11 protein-coding genes are annotated in these 18496 nt (G+C 66.0%); 6 read left to right on the forward strand and 5 right to left on the reverse strand.

Annotated elements, in window-relative coordinates:
- The 3 genes from FBR05_04010 to hisB form a co-directional block, all read right to left on the reverse strand.
- Positions 1–291, reverse strand: a 291-nt coding sequence (locus FBR05_04010; protein ID MDL1871351.1) for a 1-(5-phosphoribosyl)-5-((5-phosphoribosylamino)methylideneamino)imidazole-4-carboxamide isomerase, incomplete at its 3' end; no start/stop codon positions are given.
- Entirely contained in the window at positions 288–890 is a 603-nt protein-coding gene (gene hisH / locus FBR05_04015) for an imidazole glycerol phosphate synthase subunit HisH (protein MDL1871352.1), read from the reverse strand. The genes hisH and FBR05_04010, both read right to left, overlap by 4 nt.
- 51 nt (positions 891–941) lie before the next feature.
- Positions 942–1529, reverse strand: a complete 588-nt coding sequence (gene hisB, locus FBR05_04020) for an imidazoleglycerol-phosphate dehydratase HisB (protein ID MDL1871353.1) — start codon at positions 1527–1529, stop codon at positions 942–944.
- Between the two features lie 152 nt (positions 1530–1681).
- Between hisB and bioB the strand changes: the two genes are divergently transcribed.
- The 5 genes from bioB to FBR05_04045 all read left to right on the forward strand — a co-directional run bounded on the left by bioB (position 1682) and on the right by FBR05_04045 (position 7327).
- Complete coding sequence (bioB, locus tag FBR05_04025) at positions 1682–2719, forward strand: biotin synthase BioB (GenBank protein ID MDL1871354.1); 1038 nt, start codon at positions 1682–1684, stop codon at positions 2717–2719.
- 179 nt (positions 2720–2898) lie between these two features.
- Positions 2899–4119, forward strand: coding sequence for an 8-amino-7-oxononanoate synthase (gene bioF, locus FBR05_04030; GenBank protein MDL1871355.1), 1221 nt, complete (start codon positions 2899–2901; stop codon positions 4117–4119).
- The gene (gene bioA, locus FBR05_04035) at positions 4119–5432 is read left to right on the forward strand and encodes an adenosylmethionine--8-amino-7-oxononanoate transaminase (GenBank protein MDL1871356.1); all 1314 of its coding nucleotides are present in this window, start codon (positions 4119–4121) and stop codon (positions 5430–5432) included. The genes bioF and bioA overlap by 1 nt, the downstream gene beginning before the upstream one ends.
- Positions 5433–5480: 48 nt before the next feature.
- Positions 5481–6179: a dethiobiotin synthase gene (bioD, locus tag FBR05_04040; protein ID MDL1871357.1), complete on the forward strand. Its 699-nt coding sequence runs from the start codon at positions 5481–5483 to the stop codon at positions 6177–6179.
- A 74-nt stretch (positions 6180–6253) separates the two neighbouring features.
- On the forward strand, positions 6254–7327 hold the full coding sequence (locus FBR05_04045) for a hypothetical protein (protein ID MDL1871358.1): 1074 nt from the start codon (positions 6254–6256) through the stop codon (positions 7325–7327).
- Positions 7328–7401: 74 nt separating this feature from the next.
- Here the strand turns inward: FBR05_04045 and FBR05_04050 are convergent, their stop codons facing one another.
- Complete coding sequence (locus FBR05_04050) at positions 7402–10137, reverse strand: hypothetical protein (protein ID MDL1871359.1); 2736 nt, start codon at positions 10135–10137, stop codon at positions 7402–7404.
- A gap of 697 nt (positions 10138–10834) precedes the next feature.
- Between FBR05_04050 and FBR05_04055 the strand changes: the two genes are divergently transcribed.
- Complete coding sequence (locus tag FBR05_04055; GenBank protein MDL1871360.1) at positions 10835–13315, forward strand: LysM peptidoglycan-binding domain-containing protein; 2481 nt, start codon at positions 10835–10837, stop codon at positions 13313–13315.
- A gap of 15 nt (positions 13316–13330) precedes the next feature.
- On the opposite strand, the gene FBR05_04060 is transcribed toward FBR05_04055, so the two are convergent.
- Positions 13331–18298: a tetratricopeptide repeat protein gene (locus FBR05_04060; protein ID MDL1871361.1), complete on the reverse strand. Its 4968-nt coding sequence runs from the start codon at positions 18296–18298 to the stop codon at positions 13331–13333.
- Between the last annotated feature and the right edge of the window lie 198 nt (positions 18299–18496).

Genomic DNA, 18496 nt, shown 5'->3' on the forward strand with positions numbered 1-18496 from the left:
GACGCCGTCGCCGATATATTCCCCCGCGGTCGCCACCGAGCGGATACCGCCGCCGACCTGCAGCCTGGCCGGGACCTCGCGGGCGATGCGGGCGATCAGCTCGCGGTGGACGGGCTTGCCGGCCTTGGCGGCGTCCAAGTCGACGATGTGGATCCACTTCGCGCCCTCCTCGGCGAAGCGCCGGGCCAGGGCGAGCGGGTCGTCGGAGTACTGGGTGACCTGGTCGTAGTCGCCCTGTTGGAGGCGCACGGCCTTGCCGTCTTTCAAGTCGATGGCGGGAAATAGGATCATAGTTTCACGAAGCGTTTCAGCAGGCCCAGCCCCACCTTTTGGGATTTCTCCGGGTGGAACTGGGTCGCGAAGATGTTGTCGGACTCGAGGCTCGCCGCGAACTCGAGGCCGTAGTCGCTGACGGCGGCGATCGCCTTCTTCTTTTCGGGCGCGACGTAGTAGCTGTGCACGAAGTAGACGTAGTCGCCCTCCATGCCCTCCAGCAGCCGCGGCTTGCCCTTCAGCTTCAGCCGGTTCCAGCCCATGTGCGGGACCTTCAGGCCCAGCTCGGGCGAGAAGCGCCGGACCTTGCCGGGCAGGATGCCCAAGCCCCGGTGACGCCCGCCTTCCTCGCTCTCGTCCATCAACAGCTGCATGCCCAGGCAGATGCCGAGGAAGGGCCGGCCGGAGGCGATGAACTCGCGGATGGGCTCGATCAGGCCGTAGCTCTCGAGATTGGCCATGCAGTCCTTGAAGGCGCCGACGCCGGGCAGGATGAGCTTGTCCGCCTTCGCGGCCCGCTTGGGGTCGCGGGTGACGGCGCATTTCCCCCCGACGTCCTCGACGGCCTTCGAGACGCTGCGGAGGTTGCCCATGTCGTAGTCTAAAATGGCGATCATGCGAATCCGCCGGGACCGTTTTCCCGCTTCGAGGACGGGTACGAACGGACCTTACAGCGCCCCTTTTGTCGATGGCACCCCGCGCACCCGAGCGTCCTTCTGCGTCGCCATGTCCACGGCCTTGGCGAAGGCCTTGAACATCGACTCGACGATGTGGTGCCGGTTGCGGCCGTACCAGACGTTGATGTGCAGGTTGACCAGGGCGGCGTTGGTGAAGCCCTGGAAAAATTCCGGCACCAGCTCGACGTCGAAGGTCCCGATGCGCCCGGCCTTCAGCTTGGGGTTGTAGATCATGCAGGGCCGCCCGGCGAAGTCGACGGCGACGGTGGTCAGGACCTCGTCCATCGGCAGCGTGAAGTGCCCGTAGCGCCGGACGCCCTTTTTGTCGCGCAGCGCCTGGGTGAAGGCCTCGCCCAGGGCAATGCCGACGTCCTCGACGGTGTGGTGCAGGTCGACATGGACGTCGCCCTTGGCCTTGACCGTCAGGTCGAAGAGCCCGTGCTTGGCGAAGGCCTCGAGCATGTGGTTCAAGAAGGGGATGGGCGTGTCGACCTTGTACTTCCCCCTCCCGTCAATGTTGAGCTCGACGGAGATCTGGGTTTCTTTGGTATTGCGGACGATTTTGGCCTTTCTGGGCATGGGGAGGCGAAGCTAGGGGATTTTGGGGGGCTTGTCAAACCCGCCCCGCGCCCCTCTATCTAGTTAAAATGACTCGCCCTTCCTAAAAGCCGTTGCCAGCCGGTCGGACCTTGTGTTTTAGGGACCGGCGGTGGGTGTGAAGAAGAGGACTTATGGAAATCCTGCACGATACCTGTGAGATCGCCCGACGGGGCATCGGCCCCGAGCAGGCCCTGGCCATCTTTCGCATGGGAGACGCGGAGTTCTTCGAAAAGATCCTCCCGCTGGCCAAGTCCCTCCGCGAACGCGCCTTCGGCAACCAGATCAGCTTCTGCTCCATCGTCAACGCCAAGAGCGGCGCTTGCGTCGAGAGCTGCAGCTTCTGCGCCCAGTCCAACTCCTATAAGGGCGCCCAGGCGCCGGTCTATCCCCTGATGTCCGCGGATAAGATCCTCGAGAAGGCGAAGGAGGCCGAGTCCTTCGGCGCCACCGAATTTTCCATCGTCACCAGCGGTCGCGGCATGACCAAGCAGAAAGAGCTCGACACCATGGTCGACGCCATCAAAAAGATCCGCGAGCAGACCGACGTCGAGACCTGCGCCTCGTTCGGCTTGATGAGCCGCGAGGACCTCCTGCGCCTCAAAGAGGCCGGGATGATCCACTACCACCACAACATCGAGACCGCGCGCTCCTACTTCCCCAACATCGTCCAAAGTCACAGCTGGGAGGACGAGGTCGCCACCGTCAAGAACGCCAAGGAGCTGGGCTTCGAGGTCTGCTGCGGCGGGATCTTCGGCATGGGCGAGTCGGTCGAGCAGCGGGTCGAGTTCATCTTTCAGTTGAAAGACATCGATCCCGATTCCATCCCGATCAACTTCCTCAACCCCCGCCCCGGCACGCCGCTGGCCGACAAGCACGACCTGACCCCGCTCGACTGCCTGAAGATCATCGCGGTGCTGCGCCTGGCCATGCCCGATAAAGAGCTTTTCGTCTGCGGCGGCCGCGAGGTCAACATGGGCGAGTGGCAAGACAAGATGTTCGACGCCGGGGCCAGCGGCACCATGCTCGGCAACTATCTCACCACCCAGGGTCGCAGCCCCGAGCAAGACCTGGCGCTGATTCGCAGCCAGGGCCTGGTGCCCGTGGCGCCGCACCGCAAGGCTAAGCCCGCAGAGGACGCCTCGGTGTCTTCCGCTGCAGTAGGTGCCTGAGCGTTACGCTTTTGTGGTGCGAAATCCGCGACGGGCCTCGGAACGGGTCCTGTCCGGTCTGCACCCCCACCGTGCTCGCAGGCTGCGCGCGGCGGGGGGCCCCCGCCCGGCCACCCATTCCAAGGCCCGTCGCGGATTTCGATCCATTATGGTTTAGGGTAGTTCTTTTCCGAATTATTATGGGATTCGAACGACTCCATAAAGCCCTCGCGGGCCTCGAGACGGCGGGATTGCGCCGGGACCTGAAAGAGATCCAGGGCGCGCAGGGCCGCGTCCTGCGCCATCAGGGGCGCGACTATCTCAATTTTTCCTCCAACAACTACCTCGGCCTGGCCGATCACCCCGCCCTGCGCGAGGCCGTGGAGCGGGGCCTGCGCGATTGGGGCCTGGGCTCCGGCGCGGCACGCCTGGTGACCGGCTCGCAGGGACCGGTGCACCGCCTGGAAGAGGCCCTGGCGGAGTTCAAGGGCACGGAGGCGGCGCTGGTCTTCAACTCCGGCTACCACGCCAACCTGGGCGCCCTGAGCTGCCTGCTGGGGGAAGGGGACCTGATCTTTTCGGACGAGCTGAATCACGCCTCGATGATCGACGGGATGCGGCTGAGCAAGGCCGAGAAGCTCGTCTACCGGCACAACGATCTCGACGACCTGGGCGATCGCCTGCGCGCGGCGCGAAGGCGCGCGGCGCCGGGGGCGCAGTTTTTGATCGCGACCGAGACGGTCTTCTCGATGGACGGCGACCTGGCTCCCCTGGAATCTTTGCTGCGACTGGCCGAGGAGTTTGACGCGTGGCTTTACTTGGACGAGGCCCACGCCACCGGCGTCTTCGGCCCGACGGGCGCGGGGCTCTTCGAGACCCTGGCCGGGCGCGGGCGCCACGCGGACCGGGTGATCCAGATGGGGACCCTGGGCAAGGCCCTGGGCTGCTTCGGCGCCTACATCGCCGGGCCGCGGGTCCTGGTGGATTTTTTGGTGAACCGGGCGCGGCCCTTCATCTACACGACGGCCTTGCCGCCGGCCTTGGCCGAGGCCGCCCGCGAGGCCCTGCGAATCGTCGTCGGCGAGCCGGAGCGGCGGTCGGCGCTGTGGGATCGGGTGCGGGATTTTGACGCGGGCGCGGGACGGGCGCGGTCCCCGATCGTTCCGGTGCTGGTGGGCGCGGCCGAAGCGGCGGTGGCGATGAGCCGCGCGCTTGCGGAACGCGGGTTCTGGGTCTCGGCGATCCGCCCGCCGACGGTGCCGCCGGGGACGGCGAGGTTGCGGGTGACCTTGATGGCGACGCATACCAAGGAAGACGTGGCGGCCTTAAGGTCGGCACTGCAAAATGTAGGGACGAACCTTGTGTTCGCCCCCGAGCACGGAGGGGAGGGCGAACACAAGGTTCGTCCCTACAAATCCTGATGCACTCGAACGCCCAACACCTCAAAGACCTCGACCGCCGCCTCGTCTGGCACCCCTTCACCCAGATGCAGGAGTACATGGCCGAAGAGCCGATGATCGTCGAGCGCGGCGAGGGCTGCCACTTGATCGACATCGAGGGGCGGCGCTACCTGGACGGCGTCTCCTCGCTGTGGGTGAACGTCCACGGCCACCGCCGCGCCGAGATCGACGCGGCGATCCGCGCCCAGCTTGACAAGATCGCCCACTCCACCCTGCTGGGCCTGGCCAACGTCCCCTCCATCGAGTTGGCCGAGCGCCTGCTGCAAGTCGCCCCGCGCAACCTGAAAAAGGTCTTCTATTCCGACAACGGCGCCACCGCCGTCGAGATCGCGCTCAAGATGGCGTTTCAGTATTGGCAGCAGCGGGGCGGCGCCGACGCGAAGAAGATCCGTTTCGTGACGCTGCGCGACGCCTATCACGGCGACACCCTGGGCTCGGTCAGCGTCGGCGGCATCGACCTCTTCCACAAGGTCTTCCGCCCGCTGCTCTTCGAGTCCCTGGTGATCGAAAACTTCAGCTTCGAGCAGGCCAGCGAGCTCTTCGCGAGACACTCGGGCGAGATCGCCGCCTGCGTCGTCGAGCCGATGATCCAGGGCGCCGCGGGGATGCGCACCCAGCCGCCGGGATTTTTGACGCACCTTCGGAAGCTTTGTGACGCGCACGGCGCCTTTCTGATCTGCGACGAGGTGGCGACCGGTTTCGGGCGCACGGGGAAGATGTTCGCGGTCGAGCACGAGGGCGTCGCGCCGGATTTCCTCTGCCTGGCGAAGGGGATCACCGGCGGCTACCTCCCGCTGGCGGCGACGCTCACCACCGAGCGGGTCTTCCAGGGCTTCTGCGGCGCCTACCGCGACTTCAAGACCTTCTTCCACGGGCACAGCTACACCGGCAATCCCCTGGCCTGCGCCGCGGCGCTCGCCAATTTGAAGATCTTCGAGGAGGAGCGGGTGATCGAGCGCCTGCAGCCCAAGGTAGCCTTGCTTAGCGAGGCCTTGCGGCGCTTCGCCGCGCACCCCCAGGTCCGCGAGGTGCGGCAGATCGGCCTGATGGCGGGGATCGAGCTGGTCGCCGATAAGGCCGCCGGGACGCCTTATCCGCTGGAGGCGAAGATGGGATTTCGGGTCTGCCGCGCGGCGCGCGAGCGGGGCGCCCTGCTCAGGCCGCTTGGAAACGTCCTGGTCGTCTTGCCGCCCCTGGCGATCGAGGCGCGGGACTTGCAGGCCCTGTTGGAAATTTTATGGGAATCGCTTGAGGAAACGACGCGCAATCTCTAGATCCCCAAACTTAGACACTTCGGCACTGCGACACGCCGACACTTGACTATGGCAGGACTCTTCATCACCGGCACCGATACCAACGTCGGCAAGACCCTCGTCACCGCGGGCCTCGCGGCCTACCTGCGCGAGCGCGGCGTCGACGCGGGGGTGATGAAACCGGTCGAGAGCGGCGGGCTCTCCGGCGCGCCTTCCAGCGATTCGGTCTTCCTGAAAAAAATCTCTCAGTCCTCCGACGACCTCGACCTGATCAACACCTATGCCTTCGAGCCGCCGCTGGCGCCGGGCGTGGCGGCGGCGCTGGAGGGCGTCGAGATCTCCTTCGACCGCATCCTCGAATCCTTTCGCCGCCTCGAGCTGTTGCACAAGACGGTCCTGGTCGAGGGCGCTGGCGGGCTGCGCGTCCCGCTGGGTCCGGGGCGCTGCGTGAGCGACCTGATCGCCGCCCTCGAGATCCCGGTCCTGGTGGTGGCGCGGATGGGCCTGGGCACGATCAACCATACGCTCTTGACTCTGGAGGCCCTGGAACGCCGCGAGATCCCGGTCGCGGGGATCGTCCTCAACTGCGACCGGAAGGAGGCGGACCCCTCGGCCAAGCACAACCTGAAGACCCTGGCCGAGTGGACCTCGGTACCGATCTGGGGCGTGATCGCCCACCTGGACAGGCCGCGGGACCGCCGGGAGATCCTGGGCAAGATCAAGGTCGGGATCGGCGCGGCGGTGGAACGGTATTTCGGGATCGCCTGAGGCCGAAACCTTCCAGGGTTTGGAACGACAAGATTGGAATAACGGGTTAGGGAGTGACGACGAGTGCCGACAAGATGAATAAAGCCGAAACCAATTCCTCCGTCTGGATCGGCGGTCCCAAGACCGACCTGATCTTCTTCTGCTTCGGCTGGGTGCCGGTGTTTCTGGCCTTCGTCCTCGCCTTCGAGGCGGGGCGCAAGCAGGATCTGTGGCCCGCGTTGATCGCCTTCGTCCTGATGATCAGCTTCATCCACCGCCATCTCACCTTTCCCTTGGTCTACGCCGACCCCGACCAGCTCGCCGCGCGCAAGAAGGCCTATGTCCTCTTTCCCTTCCTCTTCTTCCTGCTGACCCTGGCGGGCATCCTCTACGTCGAGCCGGGCCTGGGCCCCAAGGCGAGGCCGGTGCGGCCCTTGCTGGCGGTCTTGGTCTTCCTCTCGGTGGTCTGGAATATCTACCACACGCTGATGCAGAAGATGGGTATCCTGCGCGTCTACTCGCGCAAGGCGGGCTACGGCCGGCCCTGGATCGACAAGGCGATGATCTGGGTCTGGTTTCTGTTTCTGCTCCTGCAGCTGGCCTCGAGTCCCAAGGTGCAGCAGGAGGTGGTGCGCTTGAGCGCCGCCGGCAGGATGCTCAACCGCGTCTTCGAGCCGTTGCTGCCCGTCATGCCCTATTTGGCGGGCGCGGCCCTGGCCGCGGGCCTCGTCATCACCGGCTTTTACCTGAAGCAGGAATTCTCTCACCGCGGCCGCTTCCACTGGCCGAAGAACCTCTTCGTGCTGAGCGTCCTGCTGCTCTACGCCACGCTGGGCTACGACTTCGTCGCGGGCTACGCGGCCTTCGGCTTCTCCCATGCCATCGAGTACATCGCCTTCGTCAACGTCTTCTCCCGGCGCAAGTACCTCGCGCGTCCCGCCGAGTCCTCGCCGCTGGCCGCCTGGATCCGCCGCCAGGGTTGGAGCTTCGGCGTCTTCGCGGCGGGGATGGTGACGATCTTCCTGCTTTGGCGCCATTGGTCCTGGACCACGCTGGGCTGGTACATCCTGGCGAGCAGCTTTCTGCACTTCCTCTATGACGGCTGGATTTGGAAGGTCCGCGACCCGAAGGTGGCCCAGCCGCTCGGCATCCGCCCGCAGGAGGCCTGAGAAAATTTTCGCTTCAAAAATAGAAAGAGGGAACCCCTCGCGGGATTCCCCCTTTCCTCTTCCAGGTCCAAAACTTATTGCAGCGAAGCCAGGTCGGTGACCGCCGTGATCTCCTCTTCCTCCTCGGAAGTTTCCGGCGCTTGTCTGAAAAGGCCCAATTCGCGCTCGAAGACCCGAGCGATGCCGTCGGAGCAGGAGAGGATCTTGTCGCCGCGGTCCACCGCGCTCTTCGGGCAGCGGACGCCGCGCAGCTGCTCGTAGACGAGGCGCTGGTCGACGCCGCTGCTCAGGCAGAGGCTGAGCAGGCGGGAAATGGTCTCGGTCTGCGCGCTGGCGCAGGTGCCGGTCGGGCCGAGCTGGGCGCGGACCTCGTAGGGGCCCCGCGCGTCGCGGGCGAAACTGACGTGCATCGGACCGCAGCCGGTGTGGATGAGGCGGTTGCTCGCCTGCAGGACCTCGGGCCGGGGGCGGGGCCGGATGCCGGGCGCGGCGCCGGACGCCGGGTCCGCGACGCCCAGGATGGAGGCGGCGAGGGAATGGGCGGCGGGTTCGGGGGAATCCGCAGTCTCGGAGACCGAGGCCTCCGGTTCGAGGGCCGGCGAATTCTCGGCGGCGAGGCCTGCGGCGTCGGACGCCGCGGCCTCGTCGGAGACCGCTTCGTCCACCGCGGCGGCCAGGTCCTCGAGGCTCAAGACCAAGGAGGCCTCCGCCGCCTCGGCGGCGAGGGGGGCGGTCTCCGCCTCCGTCGCCTCGGGGATCGACGCTTCAGGGAGAAAATGGTGTTCTCCGGCGATGCGGACCTGGCTCAGGCCGTAGCCGCGGGCCGCTCGCAAGAGCTCGACCAGCGCCTCGTGGGTCAGGGCCTCGGGGAGCCCCAGCTCGCCCGTCACCGGCAGGTCGCAGTGTCGCTGGGCGGCGCCGAGGATCTTGAGGGGCCACTCCGGGGCGATCTCAGCGCGCTTGGCGAAAAGCCGGCGCAGCGGGCGGGGCGCGGACTCGGCCTCGCGGACGCTCTGCTTTTCGAGCACCTCCGCCGCGATGGTCTCGTTCCAGACCCGGCGGCGCTGCGCGATCTGCTGCAAGAGAGCGAGCGGGCGCCCTTCCTCGACGACGGAATCGAGCGGCTCGAGTCCGGGGCTGACCTCGGCCAAGTCGGCCAGGCTGACCTCCGCGCGGATCGCCAGCAGGGCCTCGTGCCGCGGCGCGAGCTCGACGGGGCCTTCGGCGGGGGGCTCCCGTCGCTCGGTCAGGGCCGCGGCGGCGGCCTGCGCCTCTTGGCGCAGGAAGCGAAAGATCTTTTCGGCCAGGACCACGGCGTCCTCGCTATCGTAGGGGATGCCCAGCTTCAGCAGAAGCTCGGCAAAGCCCATCACGCCCAGGCCCAGGCGCCGCGGCGTCTCGCGAGGGCTCTCATAGCCGGCGGCGGCGACCTCGAAGAGATTGTCGAGGAAGTGCACCGCGGTGCGCGTCATCCGGCGCAGCTTGGCCCAGTCGACGTCGTCGCCGGCCCCGACGATGGATAAATTAAGCGAGCCGAGACTGCCCCCCTCGTATCGGCTTAGCGCGGGAGTGCCGCCGGGATGGCCGGTCTCCAAATGGCTGAGGCGGGAGTTAGCGCGGGCGCCTGAGGCCTTATCGAAGCAGACCAGGCTCGGCTCGCTTTTCTTCCAGGTCACTAGCAAAACGTTTTCGAGGGCGGAGAGATCGGCTTCCTCCTCCGGGACCCGCCACTCGAAGCGAAACTTGGGATAGTATTTTCCCGAGAGGGCCAGCTCGGCCAAGGCCGCCGCGTCGGGATGGTCCGCGGCCAGGCGCAGGGCCACCGAGGCGGGCAGGGCCTGATCGTCGGGGAGCGCCATCAGGCAGCACTCGACGCCCGAGAAGAAGCGCTCGAGGCTCGCGGTCGCGCTGGATGCGTAGGCCTTCGGCGCCTCGAGGGCGAAGACTACCTCGCCGCCCCTTCGCCACAACGCCGCGGCCTCGTCCAAGAGGGCGGGCAGCGCCTCGGCGTCCATCCGCCAGCGCAGGGCCGTCGGTCCCCAGCGGCGGGGCGGGGAGTCGGGGCCCTCGAGGAATTGGAAGAGGACGGGGAGCTGCGGGTAAAATTCTTGGTTGGCCATCGCGTTGAAGAACTCGACGGCCAGGATCTCCGGCTCGCAGGCCCCCGGCCCTTGGGCCTCGGCACCGGCGGCGAGCGTCGCGATCTCGTCGTAGAAGGCCTCGAGGCGCGCGGCGAGCTGCGGGTCGTCGAGGCCGAAGACCTCGCGCATCCGGCGCAGGGCGCGGGGCGAGACCTTGACGCCGGCCTTCGGCGGCAGGGGGCGCCCCGAGGGCGCCGCGCCGCGGGGCTGCAAAAATTTTTCGAGGGTGGGGAGTTGGGCGGCGGCGAGCTTGGCGGCCGGCGTTTCGGCGGAAGACTTCGCCTCGGGGGCGGGCTCCGGCGGGATCTCGGCGTCGGGATAGAGGGTGACGGTCGGCTCTTCCTCGGGCCGCGTTGCGACCTTGGAGCGGCGCCGGCGGATCTCGATCAGGCCGAGCTCCTCCAGTTTGAATTGCACGATCTCGCTGATGAGCTCGGGGCTTAAATGGGGGTTGGCGCGGCGCTTGAGTTCGGCCTCGACCTCTTCGCCGATCTGTTGGGCCAGCTCGGGGCGCAGCCGCTCGTTGCCCAGCGAGAGCAGCTCGCTGACCAAGCGTTGCCGGTCGAAGAGGGGGGCTTGGCTTTGGGGGGCGGGGCGAACCGTGGATAACTTCCTCCCCGAAAGGTCCTTTTTTACAGCCGAACTCGTTCGCATCCCTCGTTCCTCCATCGAGCTATCCACAGGTCCATTCACAAGTTATACACAGTATATTGGGGCTGTGACTCCTAAACACCACAAGATCTTGTGGTCTGTCAAACATTCGCGTCGGGGACCGGCGGGGGCAAAATTGAAAAGACTCGACATTTTGCGGGCTTGACCGGGAGAAAAAAATTGCGGCGCTTAAGGCGCGGGCACGGGCTCGCGGCGGGTCGATTTTTAAGCCTTTGAAACTCCACAAAAAAATCCGAGGTGAATTTTTTAGGAGGGTCGCGGAGGCGCGAAAAAAAATCGGAGCCGAGGCCTTGTTTTCCGCCTTGCCGTCGCCACAGTGTAAAAAAAGAAAAAAACTCCCTGGGGTTTTTGCACTGAGAAGGGCGAGGCACGCGATCGCGGGGTTTTTGAGAGAGGTCTCGCGAGGGAAGGGAGCGCCTTTCCTCGTGAGATTGCGAGCGCCGTCGCGAAAGAAAAATCATCACACGGCGCGTCAAGCGTCTTGACATTTTCGCTTGAAAGATCAAAGGCTTTGCTACGGGATTTTTCTTGCGATTTTTTTTTTGAATCGAGATAGAATCTTTTGGCGCCTTGGGCGTTAAGCGGAAAAGGCCCCGGACCTGGGCCTTTCCAAATCACAATCGAATTTTTTCTGCGCCGACGCGACGGATGTCGCGCGAAGGGCGCGGGTATTGTTCCGGAAGAAAGGCGCGCGATGCGACGAATACTCCTCCCGATCCTAGCTGCGGTCCTGCTGGTCAGCGCCTGCGGTTCCTCGCCCAAACAAGCCAAGCCCCATCACGCCAAGAGCAAAAAATACTCCGATCTCGCCGTCGACTCCGACGGCCGCCGCGGCGGATTTTCCAATGCTCGGGGCCGCTCCACTAGCGAAGACGAGGCCTTGAGCCTCGAGGACATCATCTACGACTCCTTGGGCCAGAAGCACGCCCCCGGCGTCCGCTACTCCCGCTCCTACGCGGTCGAGGAGGGCAAGTTCGACATCCCGATGACCTATAACGATCGGGTCCAGAAGTGGATCGACTACTTCACCGGCCGCGGGCGCGGCCACTACGAGCGCTACCTCTCGCGCTCGGGCCGCTTCATCCCCTACATGCACGCGGTGCTCAAGAAGTACGGGATGCCCAAGGACATCGTTTATCTGAGCATGATCGAGAGCGGGTTCAACACCCGCGCCAACTCCTGGGCCTCGGCAGTGGGTCCCTGGCAGTTCATCAAGTCGACCGGGGCGCTCTACGGCCTCAACGTCGACTACTATGTCGACGAGCGGCGCGACGTCGAAAAGTCCACGCACGCCGCCGCGCAGCACCTGAAAGATCTCTACGACGAGTTCGGCGATTGGTATCTGGCCTTCGGCGCTTACAACGCGGGCGCGGGCAAGATTCGCAACGCGATCTCGCGGCACGGCCGAAATTTCTGGGACATGGCCGACGGCAACTACCTGCGGCAAGAGACCAAGGATTACGTGCCGAAGATCCTCGCGGCCGCCATCATCGGGCACAATCCGGCGAAGTACGGCTTCCGCGACGTCAACTACCAGGCCCCCATCGACTACGAAAAAGTAAAGATGAGCTCGCCCACCGACCTCGAGGTCGCGGCCGAATGTGCGGGGGTCGACCCCGACCTGATCCGCCTGCTCAACTCCGAGCTTTTGCAAGACATGACGCCGCCGCACATCCCGGGCTATACGCTCAAGATCCCGCGCGGCACGCGCGACCGGTTCATGCGCAAGTACGCGGCCTTGAGCCCTTCCCAGCGCATGCGCAGCATCGAGTACGTCGTGCAGCGCGGCGACTCGCTGGGCGAGATCGCCGACAAGTTCGGCGTCTCTGAGGCCCAGATCGCCAAGGCCAACCCGGGCGACGTCGAGGTCCGCAACGAGAAGCGCACCGAGAAGGTCAAGGTCTACGGCAAGCGTGGCAAGGCCAAGTGGCAGAAGCGTACCTTTACTGTCGCGCGCTACGAAGTCGATCCCGGCAGCCGCCTGACCATCCCGCGGGGCCGCGGCGGTCGCGGCGATTCGATGAGTGACGACGCGGCCGCGCACGCCGCCAAGGGACGCTTCGGCATCAACGTCGCTAAGCTCGGCAGTCCGGGCGACGAGAAGGCGAAAAACAAGAAGGACAAGAAGAAGGACAAGGCCAAGCCGGAGCAGGAGGAATTGCGGGTCGCCCAGCGCGAGCCCTTGCCGGCCGCGCCGGTCGAGGCGGCCAAGCCCCCCGTGCGTCACGACGACCTCGCGATCGAGGGCGATCCCTATGCCGGCCGCGAGGCGCGGCGGGCCAGCGCGGAACCGGCGGCTGCGGAGACACCCGAGGCGCCGGCCCTTCCGAAGAAAGATTCCCCCGGCGAGTTGGTCGCGGGCGGGCCTTCCGACGCGGTCGAAGGTGCCTCCGACAAGGCCAACGCAAATCGCGAGACGCCCTTGGCCTTCAACGACCGTCCCGCCGGCGCGGCGCCCGCCCCGGCGAGCGCCGAGGCGCCCAGCGACGCGCAGCTGCGCGAGGCGGTGGAAGGCGTCCGCAAGACCGACGATTTGGCCCTAAGCCCGGGCGAGGCCGCGGAGGCCTCCGCGCCGGCGGCCGAAGCCGCCGCGCCGGCCGCGGCCCAGCCGGTCAAGGCCGCTTCCTATCACACGGTCAAGCGCGGCGAGACCCTCGCGGGCATCGCGACGAAATACGGCGTCTCGGTGGCGGATCTCAAGGAGTGGAATCCCAAGCGCCTCAAGGGCGGGCTGAAGTCCGGGACCAAACTGGTGGTTTACGGCGAAAAGGCCCCGGCCGTGGCCGCCCCCAAGGGTCGCACCGGCGCGGCGGCGAAATCTTCGCCGCTCTACACCGTGAAGCGCGGCGACACCCTCTCGGAGGTCGCGGCCCAGCACGGCGTCTCGGTGGCCGACCTCCAGCGCTGGAACGGCAAGAAGGTTGCCAACGGCTTGTTGACTGGGACCAAGATCGTCGTCAGCGATCCGGGCACGAAGGCCCCGGCCTCGACACGGGTGGCGAGCGCCGCCCCGGCCAAGGCGAAGGTCGTCAAGTATAAGGTCAAGCGCGGCGACAATCTCACCACCATCGCGCGCAAGCACGACACCACCACGCAGGAGATCCTCAAGCTGAACGGGCTGAAGAGCCCGAAGGTGTTGCCCGGGGCGATCCTCGTGGTGCGGCGGGGGAAATAAAGGAAAGGTTCGCCCCTACTTGTGCCGCTCCTTCGCCTTCTTCAGCACGTTGTAGAAATGCCCCTGCGACACGTCGAGCCACTTGATGGCCGTGTAGGCCTTCTCCCCGGAGGCGACGTAGGCCGCCCAGAAGATATCCTCTAAATAATCGCGCAGCGATTTGCCTTCCGTCAGGACGAAGCCGTCCTGGTAGAGCGCGTTGCCCTTTTCGTTCAGGTTGAAATCCTTGATCCGCTTGTAGAAGGTCGCCATCGAGACTTCGAGGGATTGCGCCGCGCCGATCGGCTTGAAGTCGGCCGCCGCGTAGGCCTTGGCGAAGATCACTTTTTCGTAGTCCTCCCAGGTGCGCCGCGTGTCGTAGCGGTTGTGGGCGTCGATCTTTACCGTCGGCCCTTCCTCGGCGCGCGCGCTGGCGCCGGAAGCGGTCGACGAGGGCGCCTCGGGCCGCGGCGCCGCCGCGCTGCGCTTGCCGAAGTTCTCCGGCAGGGCCTTGGGCGTCAGCTCGCCGCCCTCGGCCAGGGCGCAGGCGACGCGGATCGTGTTCTCCAGCTCGCGGATGTTGCCGGGCCAGTCGTATTCCAAGAGGCGCTTCATCAAACTCCCGCTCACCTTGGGCGCCTTCTTCAGGCCGTGCTCCTTCGCGTAGCTCTCCGCGAAGCGCTCGACCAGCGGCGGGATGTCCTCGCGGCGCTCGCGCAGCGGCGGCAGGGGGATGCGGATCTGGCAGATGCGGTAGAAGAGGTCCTCGCGGAACAGGCCCTTCGCGATCAGGTCCTCGAGGTTCTTGTGGCTGGCGCTGACCACGCGCACGTCGAACTTCACCGGCTTGGAGTCGCCGACCGGGATCACCTCGCCCTCCTGCAGGGCGCGCAGCAGCTTGACCTGCAGCCCCATGTCGAGCTCGGCGACCTCGTCCATGAAGAGGGTCCCGCCGTCGGCCTCGACGAACAGGCCCTTCTTGTCCTTGTTCGCGCCGGTGAAGGCGCCCGCCTTGTAGCCGAAGAGCTCGCTCTCGATCAGGTTGGGCGGGATGCCGCCGCAGTTGATCGCGACGAAGCGCGCCTGGGCGCGCGGCTTGTTGTTGTAGTGCAGCGCCTTCGCAATCAGCTCCTTGCCGGTGCCGGTCTCGCCGTTGATGAACACCGAGATGTTGGTCTCGGTGATCTTGTCGAGCAGCTTGAAGACCTCGTACATCGGCTTGCTGCGGGCGACGATGTTCTCGTAGGCGTACTTGGTGGGCAGCTTGCCCGCGCCCTCGCCGAGCAATTCGTGGTAATGCCCGGCCTCTTCCTCCGCCTTCTCGAGGCGGGCCTTCAGCTCGGCCTGGGCCCTTTCGTATTGTTCGAACAATTTTGCGTTCTCGATCGCGATCCCCGCCTGGTCGCAGAAGGCCTGGAGCAGGGGATAGCGGTCCTTGCGGAAGGCGCCCGGCCGGTAGCGGTGGTCGAGGTAGAGGACGCCGACCGTCTTGTTGCGCGAGTGGATCGGCAGGCAGAGGATGGAGCGCAGCTTGAGGATCATCACGCTCTGGTACTCGTTGAAGCGCCCGTCCTGGCTGGCGTCGTCGGACTCGACCATCTCGCCCGTCTGCAGGGCCTGCTCGGCCACCTTCGAGGAGATCTCGGTCAGGTTGGGGTTGACCGCGGTGTTGATCGAGGCCCGCACCTCGAGGGCCTCGCGCTCGTCGAGCAGCAGGATCAGGCCGCGCTCGGCGCCGGAGAGCTCGAGGGCGTACTGCAGGACGCTCTTCAGGACGAAATCCAGGTTGGTCTCGGCGTTGATGAAGCGGGTGAGCTGCAGCAGTTTGGCGTACTCGCTCTCGGCGACGGGGCTGAAGTAGACCGAGCCCTGCGCGACGCGCGGACCGGCCTCGATCGCGGCCTGCGTGACCGCCGGCTCGCGGGCCGCGGCGCCGCTCTCGAGGAGGTTGGCGAGCTTGGTCAGCTCGATCTGCTGCTCGGCGTCGGGCTTTTCCTTCCGCAGGGCGGCGAGGATCTCGCGGGCCTTGTCGGCCTGCCCCTGGTCGGCGTGCAGCTTCGCCTGCGTCAGGCGGATCGGGAAGCGGCGCGCGGCGAGCGATTCGTGGGCCTCGGCCAGCTCCCAGGCCTCGCGCAGCGCGGTCGCCGCGGCCTCGTAGTCGCGCAGGCGGCGGTAGACGTCGCCCAGCTCGAGCTTGGCCGAGCAGAGGAAGTACTGCTCGTAGGCGCCCTTCGAGCCCATCGAGCCGATCAGATCCACGACCACCTTGAGGTGGCTGACGGCCTCCTGCGGCCGGTCGAGGTTGTTGAGGATGCCGCCGATATTGGTCTCGATCCCGGCCAGGCTTTGGAAGTCTTGGATGCGCTGGGCGATGGCCAAGGCCCGCTCGTAGTACTTCAAGCTCTCGGCGTACTCGTGGCGCAGGTGGTGGAGGTTGCCTAAGCCGTTGTAGGCGCGGAGCAGGAGTTCGAAGTTCTTCTGCCCCTTGGCCAGCTCGATGCAGCTGCGGAAGCTCTCGATGCTCTTGGCAAAATCCTTGAGCGCCAGGCGGATCTCGCCCAACTGGTAGTGGCAGCGGGCCTGAAGGACCTCGTTCTTGTTGCGCCCGTGAAATTCCAGCTCTTCCGTGAACCAGCGCCCCGCCTCCGCGTGCTTGCCCTGCGCCATCAGGACGGCGCCCAAGTCGTTGTTGACGACGCCGCGCTGCTGCTCGGCGCTCAGCTCCTTTTTTTGTCGGGCGTAACTCTCGGCGAAGATCGCCTCCGCCTCCTTCAGGTCGCCCTCCAAAAATCGGATGCGCCCCAGGTAGTTTTCGTTGACCAGCCGCCGCACCAGGTCGCCGCCCGGAAATTCGTCCATCAGGGTCAGGGCCGCGTGGAAGGAGGCCTTGGCCTTCTCGAGGGCGTGGGAGCGCAGGTAGGCCGCGCCGAGGTGCTCGTAGGCGGAGACCTTGAGCTTCACGTTGTCCCCGCTGCTGGGCAATTTCTTGATTTCGTCGCGCAGCTTGTCGAAGTGGGCGAGGGCCTCGGGGACGCGGTTGAGCGAGATCAGCTCCTCGCCGATCTTGAGGCGGATCTTGGTCGCCGCCTCGAGGTCGTCCCCCGCCAGCGGCTCGGCCAGGCGCAGGTTGTCGAGCGAATCTTGGGAAAGCCCCTTGCGGCTCAGCCGCCGCGCCAGTTCGAAGAGGGCCTCGCGGGCCTTGGCGCCCTCCCCGGAGCGGCCGAGATGGTAGAGGGCCTCGTCGGATTCCTTGTCGCGCTTGGCGAAGGCCTTCGCCCAGGCGGCGTGGCGCCGGCGCGCCTCGGCCTCCGGCGTCTGCCGCTCCAGCCAGGTCTTCAAGTAGGGATTGGCGATGCGGTAGCGCTGCGCGGACTCGTCGCGCTGCAGGTAGCCTTGGTTCAGCAGCTCCAAGACCCAGTAAAAGAGATCCTCCTCGCCCGAGACCTCGCTCAAGAGCTCGGCGGAGACGGGCTCGGGGTGCAGGGCCATCCAGGTCAGGACCTCGCGGGCCGGCTGGTCCAGCTTGGAGAAATCCTGGGCCAGGGCGGCCTCGAGGGTCTCGGAGGCGCGCGCGGTCGAGAAGTCGATGCCCAAGTCCTCGAGGGTCTCGGCGCTCCAGCGGCCGTTCTCGTCGAAGAGGGCGCCGCGGCGGATCAGCTCTTCCAGCAGCTCGGTCAGGAAGCGCGGCGAGCCCTGGCTGCGGCGCAGCAGCTCGTCGACCAAGGCCTCGGGCGGCTGGGGCAGGGCGGTCAGGGCCGCGAGGTAGTCGCGGACCTCGGCCTTGCCGAAGGGTTTCAGCGGAAGCACGGTCGCGCCCGGCAGCTCGCCGAGCTCCTCGCGCGTCGCCGCGACCGCCAGGACGGGGCGCTTCAGGCTGAGCAGGCTTAAGGCCAGCTTGCGCAGCTCGGCGGCGCTCAAGTCGTCGTAGATCAGGCAGCTCGACTCGTGGATCTCGGGCAGCTCGGCGCCCGTCAAGTTCTGCGTGCGGACACCGGCGAGCTGCGATTGAAACCGGATCTCCTTGAGCAGCCGCGTCTTGCCCAGGCCCTCCGCGCCGCTCACCGCGACCAAGCGGGCTTGGGCGCCGTCTCCGCCCTGGCGGAAGACTTGGTCGAACTCTGCCTGGAATTTTTTCATCTCCCCGGCTCGGCCGATCAGCTGCGTCTCGTTGGGCAGGTAGCTGAGCGAGGTCGCCTCGGTCTCGAGCGAGATCTTCTTCCCGGAGAGCCGGGCGAGCAGGCGCAGGGCGTTGCCCGCGGTGGCGGGGCGCTCGGCGGGATTCTTCTTCATCAGCTGGGCGAGGGTCTCGGAGAAGGCAGGCGAAATTTGCGGATTGGCCTCATGGGCGGGCGGCGGCGTCAGGCTTTCTTGGCGCCGCAGCATCTCGCTTAGGGCCTTCGCGGCGAAGGGGTTCTTCCCCGTCGCGCATTCGTAGAAGGTGACGCCCAGGCTGTAGAGGTCCGCCCGGGTGTCGGGGCTGTTGCCCAGCACGATCTCGGGCGCCATGTAGGCGGGCGTCCCCGCGAGCTGGCCGCGCGGGCGGAAGCCGGCCATGCCGCAGTCGATGATCTTCACCTGCTCGCCCTCGTGCAGCAGGAGGTTTTCGGGCTTGAGGTCGAAGTGCGGGATGCGATGGGTGTGCAGGTATTCGAGCGCGCGCAGGGCCTGGATGAAAAATTCCTCGAGCCGCTCGGGCGGCAGGCCGCGCGTGGCGTCGTAGAGGTTGCCGCCGGAGACGAACTCGCTCGTATAATAGTGGCGTCCCGTCGCCTCGTCGGTGCCGAAGTCGACGATCTTGGCGATGTGCGGGTGGGAGAGCTGCTTTAAGAGGGAGAACTCCGCCTTGAAGTGGGCGGCGGCCTCCTGTGGGTTGAGGTTGGCGATGGCCTGCTTGAGCAGCTTGAGGGCCAGCTTCTGCTTTCCCTTCTGGACCAAGTAGACCTCGCCGGCCAGTCCCTGGCCCAGGGTTTTCAGCACCTGGTAATCCTTGTCGATGGTCTGCATTCCGCAACTCCGGGCCCCGGCGGGGCGATAATATATTGGAAGAAATCTTTTTCTTACGGGGGCCGTCGGGCACACGGCCTTAAATGTAATGAAAAATCAGGGGGTTGTTAATCCTACCCGCACCGTCATTACAGAAATTATACATTTCTGTCCCCCGACCCGACTATCAAAATTCTATAAAATAGAACAATTTCTTAA

Source organism: Deltaproteobacteria bacterium PRO3, from assembly GCA_030263375.1.
In the GTDB taxonomy this organism is placed as follows: domain Bacteria; phylum UBA10199; class UBA10199; order DSSB01; family DSSB01; genus DSSB01.

Excerpts from the sequence above, each read along its gene's own strand:
- hisH (MDL1871352.1), bottom strand. The coding sequence starts at position 890 with ATGATCGCCATTTTAGACTACGACATGGGCAACCTCCGCAGCGTCTCG.
- bioB (MDL1871354.1), top strand. The coding sequence starts at position 1,682 with ATGGAAATCCTGCACGATACCTGTGAGATCGCCCGACGGGGCATCGGC.
- FBR05_04060 (MDL1871361.1), bottom strand. The coding sequence starts at position 18,298 with ATGCAGACCATCGACAAGGATTACCAGGTGCTGAAAACCCTGGGCCAG.
- FBR05_04045 (MDL1871358.1), top strand. The coding sequence starts at position 6,254 with ATGAATAAAGCCGAAACCAATTCCTCCGTCTGGATCGGCGGTCCCAAG.
- bioD (MDL1871357.1), top strand. The coding sequence starts at position 5,481 with ATGGCAGGACTCTTCATCACCGGCACCGATACCAACGTCGGCAAGACC.
- bioF (MDL1871355.1), top strand. The coding sequence starts at position 2,899 with ATGGGATTCGAACGACTCCATAAAGCCCTCGCGGGCCTCGAGACGGCG.
- bioA (MDL1871356.1), top strand. The coding sequence starts at position 4,119 with ATGCACTCGAACGCCCAACACCTCAAAGACCTCGACCGCCGCCTCGTC.
- hisB (MDL1871353.1), bottom strand. The coding sequence starts at position 1,529 with ATGCCCAGAAAGGCCAAAATCGTCCGCAATACCAAAGAAACCCAGATC.
- FBR05_04055 (MDL1871360.1), top strand. The coding sequence starts at position 10,835 with ATGCGACGAATACTCCTCCCGATCCTAGCTGCGGTCCTGCTGGTCAGC.
- FBR05_04050 (MDL1871359.1), bottom strand. The coding sequence starts at position 10,137 with ATGGAGGAACGAGGGATGCGAACGAGTTCGGCTGTAAAAAAGGACCTT.